This is a genomic window from Pseudomonas sp. P7779 (assembly GCF_013386315.1).
GTDB lineage: Bacteria > Pseudomonadota > Gammaproteobacteria > Pseudomonadales > Pseudomonadaceae > Aquipseudomonas.
Genome location: NZ_JACARZ010000074.1, coordinates 35,849 through 57,219, shown reverse-complemented (window position 1 = coordinate 57,219; position 21,371 = coordinate 35,849). Strand labels below are relative to the sequence as shown.

At 60.6% G+C, this 21,371-nt stretch carries 16 protein-coding genes; 5 read left to right on the top strand and 11 right to left on the bottom strand.

The window, feature by feature from the left end; translation table 11 throughout:
• The gene (locus HX869_RS21205) at positions 1 to 2,691 is read left to right on the top strand and encodes a DEAD/DEAH box helicase (protein ID WP_003218960.1); all 2,691 of its coding nucleotides are present in this window, start codon (positions 1 to 3) and stop codon (positions 2,689 to 2,691) included.
• 112 nt (positions 2,692 to 2,803) lie between these two features.
• Here HX869_RS21205 and nagZ read toward each other — a convergent pair whose 3' ends face one another.
• Positions 2,804 to 3,814: a beta-N-acetylhexosaminidase gene (gene nagZ, locus HX869_RS21200; protein ID WP_177117264.1), complete on the bottom strand. Its 1,011-nt coding sequence runs from the start codon at positions 3,812 to 3,814 to the stop codon at positions 2,804 to 2,806.
• Between the two features lie 170 nt (positions 3,815 to 3,984).
• A complete protein-coding gene (psrA, locus tag HX869_RS21195) occupies positions 3,985 to 4,692 on the bottom strand; it encodes a transcriptional regulator PsrA (RefSeq protein WP_178903596.1) in 708 nt (235 codons plus the stop codon).
• Positions 4,693 to 4,954: 262 nt separating this feature from the next.
• Between psrA and lexA the strand changes: the two genes are divergently transcribed.
• The gene (lexA, locus tag HX869_RS21190; protein ID WP_178903595.1) at positions 4,955 to 5,563 is read left to right on the top strand and encodes a transcriptional repressor LexA; all 609 of its coding nucleotides are present in this window, start codon (positions 4,955 to 4,957) and stop codon (positions 5,561 to 5,563) included.
• Between the two features lie 10 nt (positions 5,564 to 5,573).
• Positions 5,574 to 6,047: an SOS-induced cell division inhibitor SulA gene (gene sulA, locus HX869_RS21185; protein ID WP_003218967.1), complete on the top strand. Its 474-nt coding sequence runs from the start codon at positions 5,574 to 5,576 to the stop codon at positions 6,045 to 6,047.
• A gap of 112 nt (positions 6,048 to 6,159) precedes the next feature.
• Here sulA and HX869_RS21180 read toward each other — a convergent pair whose 3' ends face one another.
• The 7 genes from HX869_RS21180 to HX869_RS21150 all read right to left on the bottom strand — a co-directional run bounded on the left by HX869_RS21180 (position 6,160) and on the right by HX869_RS21150 (position 14,542).
• Complete coding sequence (locus HX869_RS21180) at positions 6,160 to 6,393, bottom strand: hypothetical protein (protein WP_003218969.1); 234 nt, start codon at positions 6,391 to 6,393, stop codon at positions 6,160 to 6,162.
• Between the two features lie 187 nt (positions 6,394 to 6,580).
• Positions 6,581 to 7,102, bottom strand: coding sequence for a DUF6586 family protein (locus HX869_RS21175; RefSeq protein ID WP_003218971.1), 522 nt, complete (start codon positions 7,100 to 7,102; stop codon positions 6,581 to 6,583).
• Between the two features lie 127 nt (positions 7,103 to 7,229).
• Positions 7,230 to 9,851 carry a type I DNA topoisomerase gene (gene topA / locus HX869_RS21170; RefSeq protein WP_017477200.1) on the bottom strand — a complete coding sequence of 874 codons (2,622 nt, stop codon included), beginning with the start codon at positions 9,849 to 9,851 and terminating at the stop codon, positions 7,230 to 7,232.
• Positions 9,852 to 9,965: 114 nt separating this feature from the next.
• Entirely contained in the window at positions 9,966 to 10,202 is a 237-nt protein-coding gene (locus tag HX869_RS21165; RefSeq protein WP_008437597.1) for a DUF1653 domain-containing protein, read from the bottom strand.
• A gap of 97 nt (positions 10,203 to 10,299) precedes the next feature.
• Entirely contained in the window at positions 10,300 to 11,475 is a 1,176-nt protein-coding gene (gene fadA / locus HX869_RS21160) for an acetyl-CoA C-acyltransferase FadA (protein WP_003218978.1), read from the bottom strand.
• A 29-nt stretch (positions 11,476 to 11,504) separates the two neighbouring features.
• The gene (gene fadB, locus HX869_RS21155; RefSeq protein WP_003218979.1) at positions 11,505 to 13,652 is read right to left on the bottom strand and encodes a fatty acid oxidation complex subunit alpha FadB; all 2,148 of its coding nucleotides are present in this window, start codon (positions 13,650 to 13,652) and stop codon (positions 11,505 to 11,507) included.
• Positions 13,653 to 14,104: 452 nt separating this feature from the next.
• The gene (locus HX869_RS21150) at positions 14,105 to 14,542 is read right to left on the bottom strand and encodes a hypothetical protein (protein ID WP_003218981.1); all 438 of its coding nucleotides are present in this window, start codon (positions 14,540 to 14,542) and stop codon (positions 14,105 to 14,107) included.
• Positions 14,543 to 14,646: 104 nt separating this feature from the next.
• On the opposite strand from HX869_RS21150, the gene HX869_RS21145 reads away from it, so the two are divergent.
• A complete protein-coding gene (locus HX869_RS21145) occupies positions 14,647 to 15,084 on the top strand; it encodes a universal stress protein (protein ID WP_003218985.1) in 438 nt (145 codons plus the stop codon).
• Positions 15,085 to 15,282: 198 nt separating this feature from the next.
• On the opposite strand, the gene HX869_RS21140 is transcribed toward HX869_RS21145, so the two are convergent.
• On the bottom strand, positions 15,283 to 17,202 hold the full coding sequence (locus HX869_RS21140; RefSeq protein WP_003218986.1) for an ATP-binding cassette domain-containing protein: 1,920 nt from the start codon (positions 17,200 to 17,202) through the stop codon (positions 15,283 to 15,285).
• A 212-nt stretch (positions 17,203 to 17,414) separates the two neighbouring features.
• On the opposite strand from HX869_RS21140, the gene HX869_RS21135 reads away from it, so the two are divergent.
• The gene (locus tag HX869_RS21135) at positions 17,415 to 19,343 is read left to right on the top strand and encodes a transglycosylase SLT domain-containing protein (protein WP_178903594.1); all 1,929 of its coding nucleotides are present in this window, start codon (positions 17,415 to 17,417) and stop codon (positions 19,341 to 19,343) included.
• A 63-nt stretch (positions 19,344 to 19,406) separates the two neighbouring features.
• Here HX869_RS21135 and HX869_RS21130 read toward each other — a convergent pair whose 3' ends face one another.
• Positions 19,407 to 21,215 carry an ABC transporter transmembrane domain-containing protein gene (locus HX869_RS21130; protein WP_177008120.1) on the bottom strand — a complete coding sequence of 603 codons (1,809 nt, stop codon included), beginning with the start codon at positions 21,213 to 21,215 and terminating at the stop codon, positions 19,407 to 19,409.
• Between the last annotated feature and the right edge of the window lie 156 nt (positions 21,216 to 21,371).

The window sequence follows — 21,371 nt, the reverse complement described above, 5'->3', positions numbered from 1 at the left end:
ATGCCGCTGACGTCGTCGTTGACCAAACCCCTGGCCCCTTCGTGGGCCAATCGCTTTAAAGAGCAAAGCCTCGAGCGTGGCCGACGCTACGCCCTGGAAAACCGCGTGCGTATCGTCGAGTCCGGCGACAGCACCATCATTGCCAGCTGCGAAGGCTCGGGTGGCAATGTCTACCGCCAGACCATCTCCCTGCGCGAATCCGCCAAGGGCACGCTGATCCTGGTGGACAGCCGCTGCACCTGCCCCGTGCACACCAACTGCAAACACATCGCCGCCGTGTTGCTCAAGGTCCAGGAAACCCTGGCCTACCCGGCGGCGGCCCAGGATGCCGAGTTGCTGGAGAAGCTCCAGGCGGTGCTGGATAACCGCGTGGTGTTGCCGCAAGTGGTGATGGAAGACGTGCAACCGGTGCCGCGCCTGTGGCTGGCGAGTATCGAGTTCAGTGCCTTCGAGCCGCGCAACGGCAAGATGCAGCGTTATATCCAGCATCGCGCAGCGTTGTCCTTCAACTATTTGGGCAACTACGTCAGCGGCCAGAAGAACGCCGACATTATCGTGCGCCAGGAACAACAGAGCCTGCGGATCAAGCGCCACCCCGAGGTGGAGCAGCAGTTTCGCGAACAGCTGCGCCTGCTGGGCTTCAAGATCGCCACCCGCCAGAGCAAGGCCCTGCCGGAAAGCGCCGGCGAGCTGTTCGAGATGGTCAATGACAGCGCGTGGCTTAACTTCACCCTGAATGCCTCGCCGAACCTGCGCGCCCAGGGTTGGGAACTACAGATCGACGAAGATTTCGGTTTTGACCTGAGCGCCGTCGACGACTGGTACGCCAGCGTCGACGAGATGCCGGAGCGCGACTGGTTCGACCTGGAGCTGGGGATCATCGTCAACGGCGAACGCCTGAGTCTTCTGCCGATCCTGTTGAACCTGATGCGCTCCCACACCGAGATCCTCAACCCGGAAAAACTCGCCCGGCGCCGTGATGACGAACTGATCCTGGTGAACATTCCCGGCCTGCCCAACGGCCACGGCCCGCTGCAAGTGGCGCTGCCTTATGGCCGGCTGAAACCGGTGCTGGCAACCCTGGGCGAGTTCTACCTGCAAGAGCCCGGCACCACCGCGCTGCGCCTGGCCAAGGCCGACGCGATTCGCCTGAACCCGCTGGAAGACCTGCCGCTGCAATGGGAAGGCGGCGAAAAGATCCGCAACTTCGCCCAGCGCCTGCGGGACATCAAGGATTTCAGCTGCGAAGCGCCGGAAGGCTTGAACGCAACGTTGCGCCCTTATCAACTGGAAGGCCTGAGCTGGATGCAGTCGCTGCGCCAACTCGACGTCGGCGGGATTCTCGCGGATGACATGGGCCTGGGCAAAACCCTGCAAACCCTGGCGCATATTCTCAGCGAGAAAATCGCCGGACGCCTGGACCGCCCGTGCATGGTGGTGATGCCCACCAGCCTGATCCCGAACTGGCTCGACGAAGCGGCGCACTTCACGCCGCAGCTCAAAGTCATGGCGTTATACGGCGCGGGGCGCAAGAAACATTTCCCTCAGTTGCAGGACTACGACCTGCTGCTGACCACCTACGCCCTGCTGCCCAAGGACATCGAGCAACTGGCCGCCCTGCCCTTGCACGTGCTGATCCTTGACGAAGCGCAGTACATCAAGAACCCCAACAGCAAGGCGGCCCAGGCGGCCCGCGAGCTGAACGCCCGCCAGCGCCTGTGCCTCAGCGGTACACCGCTGGAAAACCACTTGGGCGAGCTGTGGTCGCTGTTCCACTTCCTGCTGCCGGGTTGGCTGGGGGACGTGAAGAGCTTCAACCGCGATTACCGCGTACCGATCGAAAAGCGCGGCAGCGATGTGCGATTGCAGCACCTCAATGGTCGGATCAAGCCGTTCCTGCTGCGTCGCACCAAGGAACAGGTGGCGACCGAGCTGCCGCCCAAGACCGAGATCATCCACTGGGTCGACCTCAACGAAGCCCAACGCGACGTGTACGAAACCATGCGCCTGGCGATGGACAAGAAAGTCCGCGACGAGATTACCCGCAAGGGTGTGGCGCGCAGCCAGATCATCATCCTGGAGGCGCTGCTCAAGTTGCGCCAGGTGTGCTGTGATTTACGCTTGGTCAATGATGCAACCCTGCCGGCAAAGGGCAGTAGCTCGGGCAAACTCGACAGCTTGATGGAGATGCTCGAAGAGCTGTTTGCCGAAGGCCGCAGGATTCTGCTGTTTTCCCAGTTCACTTCGATGCTGAGCCTGATCGAGGCCGAGTTGAAGAAGCGCGGCGTGGCTTATGCGCTGCTTACCGGTCAGACGCGGGATCGGCGCACGCCGGTGAAAGACTTCCAGAGCGGCAAGCTGCAGATCTTCCTGATCAGCCTGAAGGCAGGCGGCGTCGGACTTAACCTGACGGAAGCCGACACGGTGATTCACTACGACCCGTGGTGGAACCCGGCCACGGAAAACCAGGCCACCGACCGTGCGTATCGCATCGGCCAGGAGAAGCCGGTATTTGTGTACAAGATGATTGCCCGGGGCACCGTGGAAGAGAAAATCCAGCATTTGCAGCAGGAAAAGTCTGATCTGGCGGCGGGCGTTCTGGATGGGCGGACGACGGGGGATTGGAAGTTGGGGAATGAGGATATCGAGGCGTTGTTTGCGCCGTTGCCTCATAAGCAGGAAAAGCGCTGACTGTTAGATCGCCTTCGCGAGCAAGCCCGCTCCAACATTTGACCGCATATACCCTGGAGGAATGCGGTCGGATGTGGGAGCGGGCTTGCTCGCGAAGGGCGCACCGCAGTTGTCAGTCGATCAACTGAGCATCCCGCAGCGCACCCAACGCAGCCAGCCAACGCGGATCCTGCTTGTACTCGGTCGAAGCCACCGCCTGGCCACGCATCCGCGCGATACGCGCCGACGGAGTGACCTTCATGCGCTGGGCGGCACTCAGGGCCAGCTCGGCGGCGGCGCGGTCGTTGCACACCAGGCCCATGTCGCAACCGGCAGTCAACGCCGCCTCAATACGACTGGCAGCATCACCGACCACATGAGCCCCCGCCATCGACAGGTCGTCACTGAAGATCACCCCGTCGAACTGCAACTCGCTACGCAGGATGTCCTGCAACCAGCGCCGGGAGAAGCCGGCCGGTTGCGCGTCCACTTGTGGATAAATCACATGGGCCGGCATGACGGCTGCCAGTTGCTTGCTCAGGCGCGCGAAAGGCACCAGGTCATTGGCGCGAATCTGTTCCAGGCTGCGCTCGTCGTTGGGAATGGCGACGTGGGAATCGGCTTCGGCCCAGCCGTGGCCGGGGAAGTGCTTGCCGGTGGCCGCCATACCGGCGCTGTTCATACCACGGATGAAGGCGCCCGCGAGCACGGCGGCGCGCTCGGGGTCGCCTTCGAAGGCGCGAGTGCCCACAACGGCGCTGCGTTGGTAATCGAGGTCCAGCACCGGGGCGAAGCTCAGGTCCAGGCCAACCGCCAGCACTTCGGTTGCCATGATCCAACCGCACTGCTCGGCCAGTTGCTCCGCATTCGGGTTGTCGGCCAAGGCACGCATCGCCGGCAGACGCACAAACCCCTGACGCAAGCGCTGCACTCGGCCGCCTTCCTGATCGACCGCCAGCAATAGGTCCGGGCGCACGGCGCGAATCGCCGCGCTCAATTCACGCACCTGCCGAGGATGCTCGATATTGCGTGCAAAAATGATCAGGCCGCCCACCTCGGGCTGACGCAACAAGTGGCGATCCTCAGCCGTCAGCCAGGTGCCGGCAACGTCCACCATCAAAGAGCCTTGCAGGGCTTGGGTCATATAGCTTCCTTAAATAACGCACGCAGCCCGAAGCCCCCGCGAGATCGCATCGCCAGGATTGAATCTGGAGACGGACGCTCAGCGAGCGCAACGGGCTGTGGATAGATAGCTGAAATCGGCATGGGCGGCTAGCTTAGCGGATGCAAGCGGCCGCGCACACCCGGGAGGGGTTAAACCTTGGCCGGGACCGGTACTGACTTGCTGCGCGGGCGCAATTGGGCGGCGGCCATGGCCTGGTCGGTGACGCCGGTTTCGGCACGCATGCCCGCAGCGAGAAACGGCACCATCAGGCGCATCACCTGCTCGATGGAGGTGTTGACGCCGAAGTCGGTCTCGGCAATCGCACGCAGTGCCTTGATCCCGGACATGCTGAATGCCGCGGCACCGAGCATGAAGTGCACGCGCCAGAACAGTTCGATTGGCGGGATACGCGGGGCGGCTTCGTTGACCAGCAACATATAGCGGCGGAACACCTTGCCGTACATGTCTTCAAGGTAGCGGCGCAGGTGGCCCTGGCTCTGGCTGAACGCCAGGCCCAACAGGCGCATGAAGATCGACAGGTCGTTGCCGCTGCGTGGCTGAACCACCAGGGCTTGTTCGACGAGGATCTCCAGCAGGTCTTCCAGGCTTGGCTTGTTTTCAGGCTTGGCCTGGCGACGCTCCAGCTCACGGTCGAGGCTGACGCAGAAAGGCCCCAGGAAACGTGAGAACACGGCCTGGATCAGCGCCTTCTTGGAGCCGAAATGGTAGTTCACTGCCGCCAGGTTGACCCCGGCCTTGCTGGTAATCAGCCGCAATGAAGTTTCAGCAAATCCTTTTTCCGCGAACAACTGCTCGGCAGCATCGAGAATGCGTTCAACGGTTTCCGACTGGGCCATGGCTACTCCGCCTGACAAACACTTGTTTGAAACATACGTTTCAAGCTATGTCTTGTCAAGCCTGCAGGTCGGTTTGCGGCTGGCCGGTCAGCTATTTCATGGCCATTTAATCACATTCGCCAAGGTCTGTAGGCAGCGCTGTCTCCAGTGTGTAGGACAGGTGATAAATGACCGTCCAGCGGAGTGAGTGAAAACGGTGATTGCCAAGCGCAGTCCACTGTATATAATCCCAGTCACTGTATAAAAAGACAGAGCGATCAACATGCTAAAACTGACGCCACGCCAAGCTGAGATTCTGGCTTTTATCAAGCGCTGCCTCGATGACAACGGCTACCCGCCGACCCGGGCGGAAATTGCGCTGGAACTGGGATTCAAGTCACCCAACGCCGCTGAAGAACACCTCAAGGCCCTCGCCCGCAAAGGCGCGATCGAGATGACCCCGGGTGCTTCACGCGGTATTCGCATCCCTGGCTTCGACGCCAAGGCCGACGAGTCGACACTGCCGATCATCGGCCGCGTCGCAGCCGGTGCGCCGATCCTGGCGCAACAGCACGTCGAGGAATCCTGCAACATCAACCCGACCTTCTTCCATCCCCGTGCCGACTACCTGTTGCGGGTCCATGGCATGAGCATGAAGGACGTGGGCATTTTCGACGGCGACCTGCTGGCCGTCCACACCACACGTGAAGCTCGCAATGGCCAGATCGTCGTCGCCCGTATCGGCGATGAAGTGACGGTCAAACGCTTCAAGCGCGAAGGCAGCAAGGTCTGGCTCCTGGCCGAGAACCCCGAATTCGCGCCGATTGAAGTGAACCTGAAGGATCAGGACCTGGTGATTGAAGGCTTGAGCGTCGGCGTTATTCGCCGCTAACGGAGGCATCATGCAGTTCCTACAGACCCCACAACACACTCAACTGTCGCTGTTTGAGGCCTTTATGGCCCAGCCCCTTGCGCCCATCCTCAAGGAAGTGGTCGAAGCGCCCTGGAGCGCCGAACCCGAGGCGTTCAGTGAACTGTCGTTGCGCGGTGCTGCCGGGAACTGCCTGAGCCTGTTGGCGCCGATCCTTCGCGAACTGAGCGAGGAACAGGACGCCCGCTGGTTGACGCTGATCGCCCCGCCATCCAGCCTGACCCAGGCCTGGTTGCGGGATGCCGGCCTGAACCGCGAACGCATCCTGTTGCTGCAACCCCGTGGTGCTCAAAGCGCCCAGCAGTTGACCTGCGAAGCCTTGCGCCTGGGCCGTAGCCATACGGTGGTCAGCTGGCTGAACCCGCTGACCACAGCGGCCAGGCAGCAACTGATCAGCGCCGCCCGCACAGGTGATGCGCAAAGCTTGAACATTCGGTTGGGATAAAACGATACGCGGGTAACTGACAGCTGTCAGGATCCGCCATGACGCGAGGCTTCTTCAGAATTGAGAAGCCAATCTGCACAATTGAAGCCTGTAAAAAAGTCGACAGACGGACTCAGTGAAGAATCCGCGGACCGTCTTCCTTTTCCGGTTCGCCTTCAGCCAGGCGCCCCGCCATCTGCACACCTACGCTCAACATGGCTTTTGCCACTTCCACGTGCTGGCCCTGCAGGAACGCTTTTGCGTCCTCGGAAAAATCCAAGATCACCAGAGAACCCTCGTCCTCAGCCCGGCGCAGCTCGATTCGGCCGTCGGGCAACTCAACAATTTCCAGAAAGGACGTTGGCATAAAAGTCTGTTCTCCACGAAAGGCCGGCATTATATCAGTCTTGTGGCGAGCGGGCTTGCCCGCATTGGGCTGAGCCGCGGCCCTCCGACAGCTGACACTGCCAGGCCTGAAAAGCCTTGGGGCTGCTTCGCAACCCAGCGGGAGCAAGCTCCCTCGCCACAAAGCGGTAGTTGTCAGCGAGAAGCCTTCAGCACTCGTTCAATCCATCCCGAAACCGAATGGCCAACTTCTTCAGCTCCTGCCGCCAGCTTTCCAGCTCTTCCCGGCTCAACGGCTCGGGTCCTTCTTCGTCCAGGCTTACGGCCACGATCAGCGGCTGGGTCACATCGCCTTTGGGCGTGTGCTTCACCCGTGGCGGTTGGAACATCTCCGCGTGGGCTACCAGCAAGCGCGCCAGCCAACTGTCCGGGCTTTGCGCCATTTCCACCAGCTCGGCCAGCTCCGGGATGGCCATGGATTCCAGCACATCCCGGTGGATGATCATTTCCGCACGCGGCGAGCCGGCCTGCGGCAGGCGGTAGAACCCGGCAATCTCATGGCACAAGCCAAGCAAGGCGCCATACAGGTGGAACAGCGCGGCTTCACGCCCGGCCTGTACCAGCGCGATAGCGTTCATCTCCTTTCCTTCCTCGGCACGGCCAAGGGCTTCCAGGGACAAACCCGCGAAGTAAATTTTCTGGTTGGTACGGGTATAGAGTTCGTTGGCCATGAAGGCAGTCTCCACAACGAATAAGGCGTGATGCTGGCTGAACAGTGTCACGGATCAGCCAAGGCCACTGCAAGCGCAAAAAAAAGGCCGCCTATCAAGGCGGCCTTTGTGCATGTAGCTGATCGTATCAAGCGCCCTGGCGCTTGTCCTCGACCTTCCACTTGCCACCGTCGTAGAACGCTTTCCAGCCGGTAGGCTTGCCTTCAACCTCGGTCTGCACGTACTGCTCCTTGGTCTTGCGGCTGTAGCGGATCACGGACGGACGACCGTCCGGGTCCTTCTTCGGCGCTTCGCAGAGGAAGTGGTACTTCGGATCGATCTCGTCCTTGTGGGGCACGATCTCGATCACCAGCGGTGCACGGGTCTCACGGTTTTTCGGGAACTGGCTGGCAGCCAGGAACAGCCCCGAAGCACCATCACGCAGGATGTAGGTGTCGTTGACCTTCTCGCACTTGAGCTCAGGCATCTTCACCGGGTCCATCTTCGGCGGCGCCGCGTCACCGCTTTTCAGCAGTTTGCGGGTGTTCTTGCACGTCGGGTTGGTGCAACCGAAGAACTTGCCGAAACGGCCGGTCTTGAGCTGCATCTCGCTGCCGCACTTGTCGCATTCCAGGCTCGGGCCTTCGTAGCCCTTGATGCGGTAAGTGCCTTCTTCGATCTCGTAGCCGTTGCAATCCGGGTTGTTACCGCAGATGTGCAGCTTGTGCTTCTCGTCCAGCAGGTAGGCATCCATTGCCGTGCTGCAGATCGGGCAACGGTGCTTGCCACGCAATACCAGAGACTCAGATTCACCCTCGTCATCGGCCGCGATTTCATCGCCCGGCACCAGGTTGACGGTGGCCTTGCAGCGCTCTTTCGGCGGCAGGCTGTAACCCGAGCAACCGAGGAATACACCGGTGGAGGCGGTACGAATCTGCATCGGGCGGCCGCAAGTGAGGCACGGAATGTCCGTCATCACCGGCTGGTTGGCCCGCATGCCGTTCTCGGCGCTTTCAGCCACTTCAAGTTTCTTCTTGAAGTCGCCGTAGAACTCGTCGAGCACGTTTTTCCAGTCGCGTTCGCCCTGGGCCACGTCATCGAGGTTCTCTTCCATGCCGGCGGTGAAGCCGTAGTCCATCAGGTTGGAGAAGCTCTCGGACAGGCGCTCGGTGACGATGTCGCCCATCTTTTCCGAGTAGAAACGACGGTTGTGCAAGGCCACGTAGCCGCGGTCCTGGATGGTGGAGATGATCGCCGCATAGGTCGAAGGACGACCGATACCGCGTTTTTCCATCTCCTTGACCAGGCTGGCTTCCGAATAACGCGCCGGCGGCTTGGTGAAGTGCTGGGACGGGTCGAGCTTGATCAGCTTCAACACATCGCCCTGAGCCATGTCCGGCAGCACATCGTCGTCGCCCGGCTTGGCGATTTGCGGCATCACGCGGGTGTAACCGTCGAACTTGAGGATACGGCCCTTGGCACGCAGCTCGAAGTCACCAGCACCCACGCTGACAGTCGTCGACAGGTATTGCGCCGGCAGCATCTGGCACGCCAGGAACTGGCGCCAGATCAGCTCGTAGAGGCGCTCAGCGTCGCGCTCCATGCCGCTCAGCTTGCTTGGCTCGGTGTTGGCGTCGGAGGGACGAATCGCTTCGTGAGCCTCTTGTGCGCCTTCCTTGCTGCTATAGACGTTAGGCTTCTCCGGCAGGTACTTCTTGCCGAATTCGCTTTCAATATAAGTACGCGCCATCGCCACCGCGTCTTGCGACAGGTTGGTGGAGTCGGTACGCATATACGTGATGTAGCCCGCTTCATACAGACGCTGGGCCATCATCATGGTCTTCTTCACCCCGAAGCCCAGGCGGTTGCTCGCGGCCTGTTGCAGGGTGGAGGTGATGAACGGCGCCGACGGCTTGCTGCTGGTGGGCTTGTCTTCCCGCTTGACGATGCTGTAGCTGGAAGCTTTGAGCTTCTCCAGCGCGGCCATGGCCTGGGCTTCGTTGAGCGGCTTGAAGGCCTCGCCTTTCTCGCGGGCCACTTCAAAGCGTACGTTGTTGCCCTTGGCAGTGCCCAGGTCAGCGTGCACTTCCCAATATTCTTCGGGGTTGAACGCACGAATCTCGCGTTCACGCTCCACCACCAGCTTTACCGCAACCGATTGCACACGGCCGGCGGACAGGCCACGGGCGATTTTCGCCCACAGCAGCGGCGAGACCATGTAACCCACGACACGGTCGAGGAAGCGACGCGCCTGTTGGGCATTGACGCGGTCAATGTCCAGTTCGCCCGGCTTGGAGAAGGCTTCCTGGATCGCCTTCTTGGTAATTTCGTTGAACACCACGCGCTTGTAGCGGCTGTCGTCACCCCCGATGGCTTCCCGCAGGTGCCAGGCAATAGCCTCCCCTTCGCGGTCCAAGTCGGTTGCGAGATAGATGGTGTCAGCATCCTTGGCGAGCCGGCGCAGCTCTTCGATGACCTTTTCCTTGCCCGGGAGGATCTCGTACTTGGCTTTCCAGCCATGATCGGGATCGACACCCATGCGCGAGACCAGCTGCTTGCGCGCTTTCTCTTTAGGCGTGAGCACCGGACCTTCGCCCGCAGCCGCCTTGCCGCGCTTGGCGGCAGGCTCCTTGCTGGCGCTAGCCGAACCGCTGGTGGGCAGGTCTCGGATATGGCCGATACTCGACTTCACCACGTACTCGTTACCCAAGTACTTGTTGATGGTCTTGGCCTTAGCCGGGGATTCCACAATGACCAGCGATTTGCCCATGGATCGGAAAATTCCTGAATTCGAGAAGTGAAAGGCGGTTGGCGCCTGACGCGGCAACGCTATATATAGTGGCAACAAGGTGAGGTCAAGCGCAGCATTCTGCGCGGCCTGCCTTTATTGCACGGAAAAAAGGCTGGGTTCGGCCTGCATCAAAGCAAAGCGCGGGACCTGTTCGCCGTCAACTTCGACGGTCTCAAGGAACATGCTCAAGGGACGCACCCAAAAGCCGTAATCGCCATACAGTGCTTGGTAAAACACCACTTCCTCTTCGGTCTCGGAATGCCGCGCCACATTAAAAACGCGGTACTGCGGACCTTTATAATGCTGGTAGAGCCCTGGTTCGACTTTCATGCTCTGGCCCTCTTACAAAATTTGTTAAAAAAAAATATAAAAAATTCCAAAAAACAAAAACCGGGGCACTGGGCCCCGGCTTCCGTCAACGAAACGTTTAGATACGTTCGAAGACGGTGGAGATGCCTTGGCCGAGGCCAATGCACATGGTTGCAACCCCAAGGTTGCCGCCATTTTGCTTCATCACGTTAAGCAACGTGCCGGAGATACGAGCGCCGGAACACCCAAACGGGTGACCCAAGGCAATCGCGCCGCCGTGCAGGTTAACCTTCTCGTTCATCTTGTCGAGCACTTTCAAATCTTTCAGCACTGGCAGGGCCTGTGCGGCGAAAGCTTCGTTGAGCTCGAAGAAGTCGATGTCGGAGATAGTCAGGCCTGCGCGCTTCAATGCTTTTTGTGTGGCCGGTACTGGACCATAGCCCATGATTGCCGGGTCCACACCTGCGACTGCCATCGAACGGATCACGGCCATCGGCTGGATGCCCAGGTCCTGGGCACGCTGGGCCGACATCACGATCATGCACGAAGCACCGTCAGTGATCTGCGACGAAGTACCGGCTGTCACGGTGCCGCCCTTTGGATTGAAGGCCGGCTTCAGGGCCGCCAGGCTTTCCAGGGTGGTGTCCGGACGAATGGTTTCGTCGTAGTCGAACAGTTTCAGGAAACCGTTCTCGTCGTAGCCGTTCATCGGGATGATTTCATCCTTGAACTTGCCTTCCACGGTGGCCTTGTGGGCCAACTGGTGGGAACGCAGGCCGAATGCATCCTGGGCTTCGCGGGTAATGCCGTGCATTTTGCCAAGCATTTCAGCGGTGAGGCCCATCATGCCCGAGGCTTTCGCCGCGTACAGGGACATGTGCGGGTTCGGATCCACACCGTGCATCATGCTGACGTGGCCCATGTGCTCCACGCCGCCGACCACGAACACATCACCGTTACCGGTCATGATCGCTTGGGCAGCGGTGTGCAGCGCGCTCATGGACGAGCCACACAGGCGGCTGACGGTCTGGCCGGCAGCGGTGTGCGGGATCTGCGTCATCAAGGAAGCCATGCGGGCGATGTTCCAGCCCTGCTCCAGGGTCTGGTTGACGCAGCCCCAGATCACGTCTTCGACTTCGTTCGGATCGACCTTGACGTTGCGTTCCAGCAATTTGCTGATCAGGTGCGCCGACATGTCTTCGGCACGGGTGTTGCGGTGCATGCCGCCCTTGGAGCGGCCCATCGGAGTACGACCGAAGTCGACAATCACGACGTCTCTTGGATTCAAGCTCATAAATATTCTCGCTCTAGTCGTCTGGGCACTTAACCGAAGAAGCTCTGGCCGTTCTTGGCCATCTCGCGCAGCTTCGCAGTCGGGTGGTACAGCGGGCCCAGATCAGCGTATTGATCAGCCAGGGCAACGAACTCGGCCACACCGATGGAATCGATGTAACGCAGCGCACCACCACGGAATGGAGGGAAACCAATACCGTAGACCAGGCCCATGTCGGCCTCGGCTGCGGTTTCAACGATGCCGTCTTCCAGGCAACGCACGGTTTCCAGGCACAGGGCGATCATCATCCAGTTGACGATGTCCTCGTCGGACACTTCACGCTGTTCGTAGATGACCGGCGCGAGTACTTCGTGAACCGATGGGTCGGCCACTTTCTTCTGCTTGCCCTTCTTGTCGGTCTCGTAGGCGTAGAAGCCCTTGCCATTCTTCTGGCCCAGGCGCTTGGCTTCGTAGAGCGCGTCGATCGCCGAGCGGCGGTCGTCTTTCATGCGGTCCGGGAAGCCTTCAGCCATTACGTCGCGACCGTGGTGGCCGGTGTCGATGCCGACCACGTCCATCAGGTACGCCGGGCCCATTGGCCAGCCGAATTTTTCCATGACCTTGTCGATGCGCACGAAGTCCACACCGGCGCTGACCAGCTTGGCGAAACCGCCGAAGTACGGAAACAGTACGCGGTTGACCAGGAAGCCCGGGCAGTCATTGACGACGATCGGGTTCTTGCCCATTTTCTTGGCGTAGGCAACGGTGGTGGCAACGGCCAGCTCGCTGGACTTCTCGCCACGGATCACTTCCACCAGCGGCATCATGTGCACCGGGTTGAAGAAGTGCATGCCGACGAAGTTTTCCGGACGCTTGAGGGCCTTGGCCAGCAAGGTGATGGAAATGGTCGAGGTGTTGGACGCCAGGATCGTGTCTTCTTTCACCTGGGCTTCAACTTCAGCCAGTACCGCCTGCTTGACCTTCGGGTTCTCGACAACCGCTTCGACCACCAGGTCGACGTGGCCGAAATCACCGTAGGACAGGGTCGGACGAATGCCGTTAAGCACTTCAGCCATTTTCGCTGCAGTCATGCGGCCTTTATCAACGCGGCCTACCAGCAGTTTCGCGGCTTCTGCCAGACCCTGCTCGATGCCGTGCTCGTTGATGTCTTTCATCAGGATCGGCGTGCCTTTGGACGCCGACTGATAGGCGATACCGCCGCCCATGATACCGGCGCCGAGTACGGCAGCCTGTTTCACGTCGCGAGCGATTTCGTCGTAGGCCTTGGCCTTTTTCTTCAGTTCCTGATCGTTCAGGAACAGACCGATCAAGCTCTGCGCGGCAGAGGTCTTGGCCAGTTTGACGAAACCAGCGGCTTCGACTTCCAGGGCTTTGTCGCGACCGAAGTTCGCGGCCTTCTGGATGGTCTTGATCGCTTCAACCGGCGCCGGGTAGTTCGGGCCGGCCTGGCCAGCCACGAAACCCTTGGCGGTTTCGAACGACATCATCTGTTCGATGGCGTTGAGCTTGAGTTTTTCCAGCTTTGGCTGACGCTTGGCCTTGTAGTCAAATTCGCCGCTGATGGCGCCCTTGATCAGGTTCAGCGCGGCTTCTGCCAGCTTGTCGGGAGCCACCACAGCATCCACGGCGCCGACTTTCAGCGCGTCTTCAGCACGGTTTTCCTTGCCGGCGGCAATCCACTCGATGGCATTGTCGGCACCGATGATGCGCGGCAGGCGCACGGTACCGCCGAAGCCTGGGTAGATGCCCAGCTTGACTTCCGGCAGGCCGATTTTCGCGGTGGCAGACATCACGCGGAAGTCGGCGGCCAGGCACATTTCCAGACCGCCGCCCAGGGCGATGCCATTGATCGCGGCAACGGTCGGCACGTTGAGGTCTTCGAAATCGCTGAAAATCTTGTTGGCTTCGAGGTTGCCAGCCACAAGCTCGGCATCGGGCAGCTTGAAGTTGTCGACGAATTCGGTGATGTCAGCGCCGACGATGAACACGTCCTTGCCGCTGGAGACGATCACGCCCTTGACCGAAGCATCTGCTTTGATGGTGTCTACGGCCTGACGCAATTCATTCAGGGTTAGACGGTTGAACTTGTTGACGGACTCACCCTTGAGGTCGAATTTCAATTCGACGATGCCACTTTCAAGAGCCTTAACCGTGATGGCTTTACCTTCGTAAATCATCAACTGATCTCCACGATATGGAAGCTGAACAGTACACGTCGGACGCAGGATTCAGCGTAGGCACTGACGTTTCCGTCGATGCTAACGCCAATTTGCCAGGCACACCCGCCAACGCGATAGTCGGGATTCTGTACGAACGGTCTGAAAGACAAACGCTCAATTCATACGCCCGTTTGATTTGGGTACGTCACCTTCAGCCAAATCCGAAGAATTGTCAATCGCTCGAAAGGGCCGCAAAAACGCGACTTTTCAGTCATTTCAGAACCCGGGGTAGCCGGCATCGCCCCGCCAATGTTTAATCATTCGCGAAATCAATAATGTGAATTTTGATTTAAAGGGCTGTACAGAACCGAATATGCGGCTAGGCTAGCGGCACTGAAAACGAATTACCGGCCTGCCTGGCCAACTCCAGCCCGATGATGCTTTCGGGCTTTTTAATGCCCGCAGGAATCTCAGGCCAGCGCCTTGAGCACCGCGTCAATGTCCTGCAACACGCTCAACTCGCCCTTCTCGCCCCAGTACAGGGTGATCATTTGCTTGTCGGCTTCGACTTTGTAGACGTTTGCCGGCAGCGTCGCAAAATGTGGCAACAACTTTTCATCGACGCAGGTTTCCTGCCACTGATTGACCCAAACCCCCGGCTCCAACTGCCAGTAACTCCAGGTCACCCGCGTGGTGCCACGCCGTGGCCGGTGATACTGGGCACACGGGCTTGGCGGCTCGTGCTTGAGCCAGTGTGGCCATTCCTGGGGCGTCAGTTGCATGGCCAGGCCAATGCGCCGCGCCTCCATGCGCAAAGCCATGCGCCCGCTCGAATGGCGCGAAGGACGCAGCCACGCCAGGGGGCTTAAAACCAGCGCAAGGATTGACACCACTATCCAGACCGTCATATGTGTACTCCCGAATTTCTTGATGAGCGGATTTGACCTGACGCAACCCCATCCGCTTGAAACCAGCCATACTGAACTTATCGCTTTCCCTTGGAGGACTCCTCATGCCCTACGAACATATTCTGGTCGCCGTGGACCTGACCGAAGAATGCGACCCCGTGATCAAGCGGGCCGTAGGCCTTGCAGGCGACTCGGTGAAGCTGTCCCTGGTGCATATCGTCGAACCGATGGCCATGGCCTTTGGCGGCGATGTGCCGATGGACCTTTCCCAACTGCAACAGCAGCAGTTCGACCAGGCCAAGGAACGCCTTGACCGGCTGATCAACAAGTACCCTGCCCTGAAAAAAGACCAGAGCCACCTGACCTACGGCCAGCCGCGCCAGGAAATCCACCACCTGGCCAAGGAGCAAGGTTGCGACCTGATCGTGGTCGGCAGCCACGGCCGTCACGGCCTGGCCTTGCTGCTGGGCTCCACCGCCAATGACGTGCTGCACGGCGCACCTTGCGATGTGCTGGCCGTGAAACTGGTCAAGAGCTCGTAAGACCAACGGCAATCCAATGTGGGGGCGGGCTTGTGTGGGAGCGGGCTCGCTCGCGAAAGCGGTGGATCAGTCGACAAATATATGGACTGACACACCGCATTCGCGAGCAAGCCCGCTCCCACATCTGAACCGCGTTTCATACAAAAAACCCGGCGCTCATACAAATGAGCGCCGGGTTTTTTATTGCGCTTGAATCACTCAGGCATCCAGCTCGGCCCAGCGTTCAACCAGGGCTTCAAGCTCGCTGTTAAGCTGCTCGAGGGATGCAATCACCTTGGCGGTTTCTGCAGCTGGACGCAGGTAGAAACCCGCGTCAGCCATTTCAGCTTCAACGGCAGCAATCTGCTGTTCCTTGGCGTCGATATCACCCGGCAGTGCTTCCAGCTCACGTTGCAGCTTGTAGCTGAGCTTCTTCTTCGCAGCAGGTGCTTCCTGGGCTGGTGCCGGAGCAGCAGCCACTGGAGCAACCACGGCCGAGGTCAAGTCAGCCTTGCCGGACTTGCTCTCGGTCACGCCCAGCAGGCGCGGCGAGCCGCCCTGGCGCAGCCAGTCCTGATAACCACCGACGTATTCACGCACCTTGCCTTCGCCTTCGAAGACCAGGGTGCTGGTGACCACGTTATCGAGGAATGCCCGGTCGTGACTGACCATCAGCACGGTGCCGTTGAAGGTCAGCAGGACCTCTTCCAGCAGTTCCAGGGTTTCCACGTCGAGGTCGTTGGTCGGTTCGTCGAGTACCAGCAGGTTGGCTGGCTTGCTGAACAACTTGGCCAGCAGCAGGCGCGCACGCTCACCACCGGACAAGGCCTTGACCGGCGTACGTGCCCGCTGCGGGCTGAACAGGAAGTCGCCCAGGTAGCTCAGCACGTGGCGGCTCTGGCCGTCGATGTCGATAAAGTCGCGACCTTCGGCGACGTTGTCGATCACGGTTTTTTCCAGGTCCAACTGGTGGCGCAGCTGGTCGAAGTAGGCCACGTCGATGCGCGTGCCCTCTTCCACGGTACCGCTGGTGGGTTGCAGGCCGTTGAGCATCAGCTTGAGCAAGGTGGTCTTGCCGGTACCGTTGGCGCCGAGCAGGCCGATACGGTCGCCGCGCTGCAGGACCATGGAGAAGTCCTTGATCAGGAACGGGCCGTCCGGGTGATGGAAGCTGACGTTTTCCAGGACCATCACTTGCTTGCCCGACTTGTCGGCGGTGTCCAGCTGGATATTGGCCTTGCCGGTGCGTTCACGGCGCTCGCTGCGCTCGACACGCAGGGCTTTCAGGGCACGTACGCGGCCTTCGTTACGGGTGCGGCGGGCCTTGATGCCCTGGCGGATCCAGACTTCTTCCTGGGCCAGCTTCTTATCGAACAGGGCATTGGCGGTTTCTTCCGCAGACAGCGCGGCTTCCTTGTGCACCAGGAAACTGGCGTAGTCGCCGTTCCAGTCGATCAGGCCGCCACGGTCCAGTTCGAGGATGCGGGTTGCCAGGTTCTGCAGGAAGGAACGGTCGTGCGTGATGAACAGCACGGCGCCCTGGAAATCCTTGAGGGCTTCTTCAAGCCAGGCGATTGCGCCGATGTCCAGGTGGTTGGTCGGTTCGTCGAGCAGCAACAGATCCGGCTCGGAAACCAGGGCCTGGGCCAGCAGGACGCGGCGACGCCAGCCGCCGGACAATTCGGCGAGGGTCTTGTCGGCGGGCAGTTGCAGGCGACTCAGGGTGCTGTCGACCAATTGCTGCAAGCGCCAGCCGTCGCGGGCTTCGAGGTCTTGCTGGACGTGCATCAGCTTGTCCAGGTCGGCTTCGGTGACGCAGTTCTGCGCCAGGTGATGGTATTCGGCGAGCAGTGCGCCCACGCCGTCGAGGCCTTCGGCAACCACGTCGAACACTGTCCGTCCGTCGGCCACCGGCAATTCTTGCGGCAATTCGCCAATCTTGAGGCCCGGGGCGCGCCAGACAGAGCCGTCATCGGGCTTCTGGTCGCCTTTTACCAGCTTCATCATGCTGGACTTGCCGGTGCCGTTGCGGCCGATGATGCACACCCGCTCACCACGGGCGATCTGCCAGGACACCTTGTCCAACAACGGCATAGCGCCGAAAGCAAGGGACACATCGCTGAATTTGAGCAGGGTCATACGCTTCTCCAAAAACTGGGCGCGCATTCTACCTGACTTAGGGCTCGAGGCGGCCGGCATTTTCGCCGCTGACACGTTCTGTTGGACATTTCAGATGAACTTGAACGAAGCGACCGGCAAAGCTTTCACCGGTTGCGGGCAAAAGGCTAAGCTAGGGGCAATCAGTGTCGGCGACGTCGGCACTAGTCCAGATTCCTCTGCACGGACGTCTCATGCGCAGTCGCCTTTTCAGCTTTTTATCTTGTCTGCTTCTTTCTGCCACCGCCGTTCAATCCGCCCAGGCCGTGGACCTCACCACCCAACGTCAATATTACGATGAAGCCAAACGAGCCCTCGCCAAAGGCGACAGCGGCCCGTATTTCCAATACAGCCAGGCCCTGGCCGACTACCCGTTGACGCCGTACCTCGCCTACGACGAGCTCACGGCGCGACTGAAAACCGCCAGCAACGAGGAGATCGAACAATTCCTCGCCAAGAACGGCGACCTGCCCCAGGCCAACTGGATGAAACTGCGCTGGTTGCGCTGGCTGGCCGACCGTGGCGACTGGCAAACCTTTGAAAAGTACTACGACGCCAAACTCAATTTCGTCGAACTGGACTGCCTCCATGGCCAATTCCAGCTGACCCACAACCAAAAAGCCGAAGGTTATAAAACCACCGAGAAGCTGTGGCTGACCGGTAAATCCCAGCCTGCGGCCTGTGATGCCACCTTTGGCCAGTGGGCCGCCGACGGCCAACTGACCGAACAGAAGATATGGGACCGCGCCAAGCTGGCCGCCGAAGCCCGCAACTATCCGTTGGCCAACAGCCTGGTGAAGACCCTGCCGACCCTCGGCGTCCAGGGCCGCCTGATGGTGGACGTGGCGCAGAAGCCCGACATGCTCGGCGACCCATCGCGCTTCCTGCCGGCCAACGAAGCCATGTCCGATGCCGTAGGCCTGGGCCTGCGCCGCCTGGCACGCCAGGACCCGGACAAGGCCATGGCCCTGCTCGACGGTTATGCCAGCAGCATGCACTTCTCTCGTGACGAAAAAGTGTCGATCGCCCGGGAAATCGGCCTGACCCTGGCGCGTCGCTACGACCCGCGCGCCCTTGACGTGATGACCAAATACGATCCGGAACTGCGGGACAACACCGTTTCCGAATGGCGCCTGCGCCTGCTGTTGCGCCTGGCCCGCTGGGAAGACGCCTACCAGTTGACCCGCAAGCTGCCCCAGGATTTGGCCACCACCAACCGCTGGCGCTACTGGCAGGCCCGCAGCCTGGAACTGGCAGAGCCGAAGAACCCGCAAGCCCTGGTGATGTACAAGGGCCTGGCCAAGGAACGAGACTTTTACGGTTTCCTGGCGGCGGATCGCTCCCAGTCCCCGTACCAACTGAACAACAAGCCACTGGTGATGAGCCAGGCGCTGATGAACAAGGTACGCAACACACCGGGCGTGCGCCGCGCCCTGGAGTTCTACGCCCGTGGCCAGATCGTTGATGGCCGCCGCGAGTGGTACCACGTCAGCCGGCACTTCAACCGCGACGAAATGGTCGCCCAGGCCAAGTTGGCCTACGACATGAAGTGGTACTTCCCGGCGATCCGCACCATCAGCCAGGCGCAGTACTGGGACGACCTGGACATCCGCTTCCCGATGGCCCACCGCGACACCCTGGTGCGCGAAGCCAAGGTCCGCGGCGTGCATTCCAGCTGGGTATTTGCGATCACCCGCCAGGAAAGCGCCTTCATGGACGACGCGCGCTCCGGCGTCGGCGCCACCGGCCTGATGCAACTGATGCCCGGCACCGCCAAGGAGACTGCGCGAAAGTTCAGCATCCCGCTGGCTTCGCAACAGCAGGTGCTCGACCCGGACAAGAACATCCAGCTCGGCGCCGCCTACCTGAGCCAGGTCCACGCCCAGTTCAACGGCAACCGCGTGCTCGCCACCGCCGCCTACAACGCCGGCCCGGGCCGTGTACGCCAATGGCTGCGCGGCGCCGATCACCTGAGTTTCGATGTGTGGGTGGAAAGCATCCCGTTCGACGAAACCCGCCAGTATGTGCAGAACGTGCTGTCTTATTCGGTGATCTACGGGCAGAAGCTCAATGCACCGCAGCCGCTGGTGGATTGGCATGAGCGGTATTTTGATGATCAGTAAGTAACGCTGTCCCATAAAAAATGCCCGCATTGAGAGATGCGGGCATTTTTTGTGGGCGGTGAATCAGTGGGTGGTCGACTCACCATCACTGAACTGCAACGCCGCCAGCCGTGCATACAGCGGATTGCTGGCGATCAGCTGCTGATGCGTCCCCACCGCCACCAGCTTGCCCTGGTCCATCACGGCAATCCGGTCGGCATTCTTCACCGTGGCCAGCCGGTGGGCGATGACCAGGGTGGTGCGCCCTTCCATCAACTGCGGCAGCGCCTGCTGGATCAGGTGTTCGCTCTGGGCGTCCAGCGCGCTGGTGGCTTCGTCCAGCAGCAGGATCGGTGCATCCACCAACAAGGCCCGGGCGATGGCCAGGCGTTGGCGCTGGCCGCCCGAAAGGCCCATGCCGCCGTCGCCCAGGTGGGTCTGGTAGCCGTCGGGCATTTGCAAAATGAAGTCGTGGGCGTGGGCGATGCGCGCCGCCTCCTCGACCTGGGCAAAGGTGGCCGTCGGATTGCCGTAGCGGATGTTCTCCTCAACGCTGCCGAAAAACAGCGCCGGGCTCTGGGACACCAGGGCGAAACAGCGGCGCAGGTCCAGCGGATCCAGCTCGGTCAGCGGGTGGCCTTCAAGCAGGATGCGGCCTTGCTGGGGATCGTAGAAACGCAGCAACAGATCGAACATCGTCGATTTACCCGCACCGGACGGACCGACCAGGGCCAGGGTTTCGCCAGCATTGATGCTCAGGCTCAAGCCGTCGATGGCAAAACGATCCGGACGCGACGGATAGGAGAAGCGCAAATCCTGGATTTCCAGGCGGCCACTGACCCGCTCCGGCAACTTGATCACGTTGGCTTCGGGCGCCTTGATCTCATTGCTCGACTGCAGCAATTCGCCAATCCGCTCCGCCGCACCGGCGGCGCGCTGCAACTCGCCCAACACTTCACTCAAGGTACCGACGGCACTGCCGACGATCAGGCTGTAGAACACGAACGCCGCCAGCTCACCACCGGAAATGCGCCCGCCGATCACGTCCATGCCGCCGACCCAGAGCATCACGCCCACGGCGCCCAGCACCAGCATGATCACCAGGGTAATCAGCCAGGCGCGCTGCACGATGCGTTTGCGGGCGGTGGTGAACGCCTCTTCCACCGTCAGCGCGAAGCGCTGTTCGTCCTGGACCTGGTGGTTGTAGGCCTGCACGGTCTTGATCTGGCCGAGGGTTTCGGACACATAGCTGCCGACATCGGCGATGCGGTCCTGGCTCTGGCGCGACAGGCTACGCACCCGGCGGCCGAAGATCAGGATCGGCGCCAGCACCAGTGGCAGCGCTATCACGACGATGCTGGTGAGCTTGGGGTTGGTGACAAACAGCAGCACGATCCCGCCGATCACCATCAAGGCGTTGCGCAGGAACAGCGACAGCGAGGAGCCGATCACCGATTGCAGCAAGGTGGTGTCGGTGGTCAGCCGGGACTGGATTTCCGAGCTGCGGTTGTTTTCGTAGAAGCCCGGATGCAGGTAGATCAAGTGGTTGAACACTTGCCGCCGGATGTCCGCCACCACCCGCTCGCCGATCCACGACACCAGGTAAAACCGCGCAAAGGTGCCCACCGCCAGGCCCAGCACCAGGATCATGAACAGACCGATGGACTGGTTGAGCAGGTGCGGCGACTGGGTCATGAACCCCTGGTCCACCAGCAGGCGAATACCCTGGCCCATGGACAAGGTAATGCCGGCGGTGACGATCAGCGCCAACAAGGCGCCCAGGGCCTGCCAGCGGTAGGGAGCGACGAAGCGACTGGCCAGGCGAATCGCGCGGCGTTGACGGGCTGAGAGCATGGAGGGTTTCACCTGAAGGTTGGAGACGGGAACCTGCATAGCTACATGGGGGGAACTTGAGCGAATCACAATGAGTCAGGTTAATTATGCTCACCGAACCTAGGCCCTAGAGGCTATCGGTCTAAGGACCGGCTGGAAATTTGTATCGGTTTCTGCTGGACTGGGCATTCGATCTGCGGGCCGCGCAAGGAGTTG

Coding starts and splice junctions, on each gene's coding strand:
- HX869_RS21205 (WP_003218960.1), top strand. CDS start 1: ATGCCGCTGACGTCGTCGTTGACCAAACCCCTGGCCCCTTCGTGGGCC.
- nagZ (WP_177117264.1), bottom strand. CDS start 3,814: ATGACCCAAGCCCTGCAAGGCTCTTTGATGGTGGACGTTGCCGGCACC.
- psrA (WP_178903596.1), bottom strand. CDS start 4,692: ATGGCCCAGTCGGAAACCGTTGAACGCATTCTCGATGCTGCCGAGCAG.
- lexA (WP_178903595.1), top strand. CDS start 4,955: ATGCTAAAACTGACGCCACGCCAAGCTGAGATTCTGGCTTTTATCAAG.
- sulA (WP_003218967.1), top strand. CDS start 5,574: ATGCAGTTCCTACAGACCCCACAACACACTCAACTGTCGCTGTTTGAG.
- HX869_RS21180 (WP_003218969.1), bottom strand. CDS start 6,393: ATGCCAACGTCCTTTCTGGAAATTGTTGAGTTGCCCGACGGCCGAATC.
- HX869_RS21175 (WP_003218971.1), bottom strand. CDS start 7,102: ATGGCCAACGAACTCTATACCCGTACCAACCAGAAAATTTACTTCGCG.
- topA (WP_017477200.1), bottom strand. CDS start 9,851: ATGGGCAAATCGCTGGTCATTGTGGAATCCCCGGCTAAGGCCAAGACC.
- HX869_RS21165 (WP_008437597.1), bottom strand. CDS start 10,202: ATGAAAGTCGAACCAGGGCTCTACCAGCATTATAAAGGTCCGCAGTAC.
- fadA (WP_003218978.1), bottom strand. CDS start 11,475: ATGAGCTTGAATCCAAGAGACGTCGTGATTGTCGACTTCGGTCGTACT.
- fadB (WP_003218979.1), bottom strand. CDS start 13,652: ATGATTTACGAAGGTAAAGCCATCACGGTTAAGGCTCTTGAAAGTGGC.
- HX869_RS21150 (WP_003218981.1), bottom strand. CDS start 14,542: ATGACGGTCTGGATAGTGGTGTCAATCCTTGCGCTGGTTTTAAGCCCC.
- HX869_RS21145 (WP_003218985.1), top strand. CDS start 14,647: ATGCCCTACGAACATATTCTGGTCGCCGTGGACCTGACCGAAGAATGC.
- HX869_RS21140 (WP_003218986.1), bottom strand. CDS start 17,202: ATGACCCTGCTCAAATTCAGCGATGTGTCCCTTGCTTTCGGCGCTATG.
- HX869_RS21135 (WP_178903594.1), top strand. CDS start 17,415: ATGCGCAGTCGCCTTTTCAGCTTTTTATCTTGTCTGCTTCTTTCTGCC.
- HX869_RS21130 (WP_177008120.1), bottom strand. CDS start 21,215: ATGCAGGTTCCCGTCTCCAACCTTCAGGTGAAACCCTCCATGCTCTCA.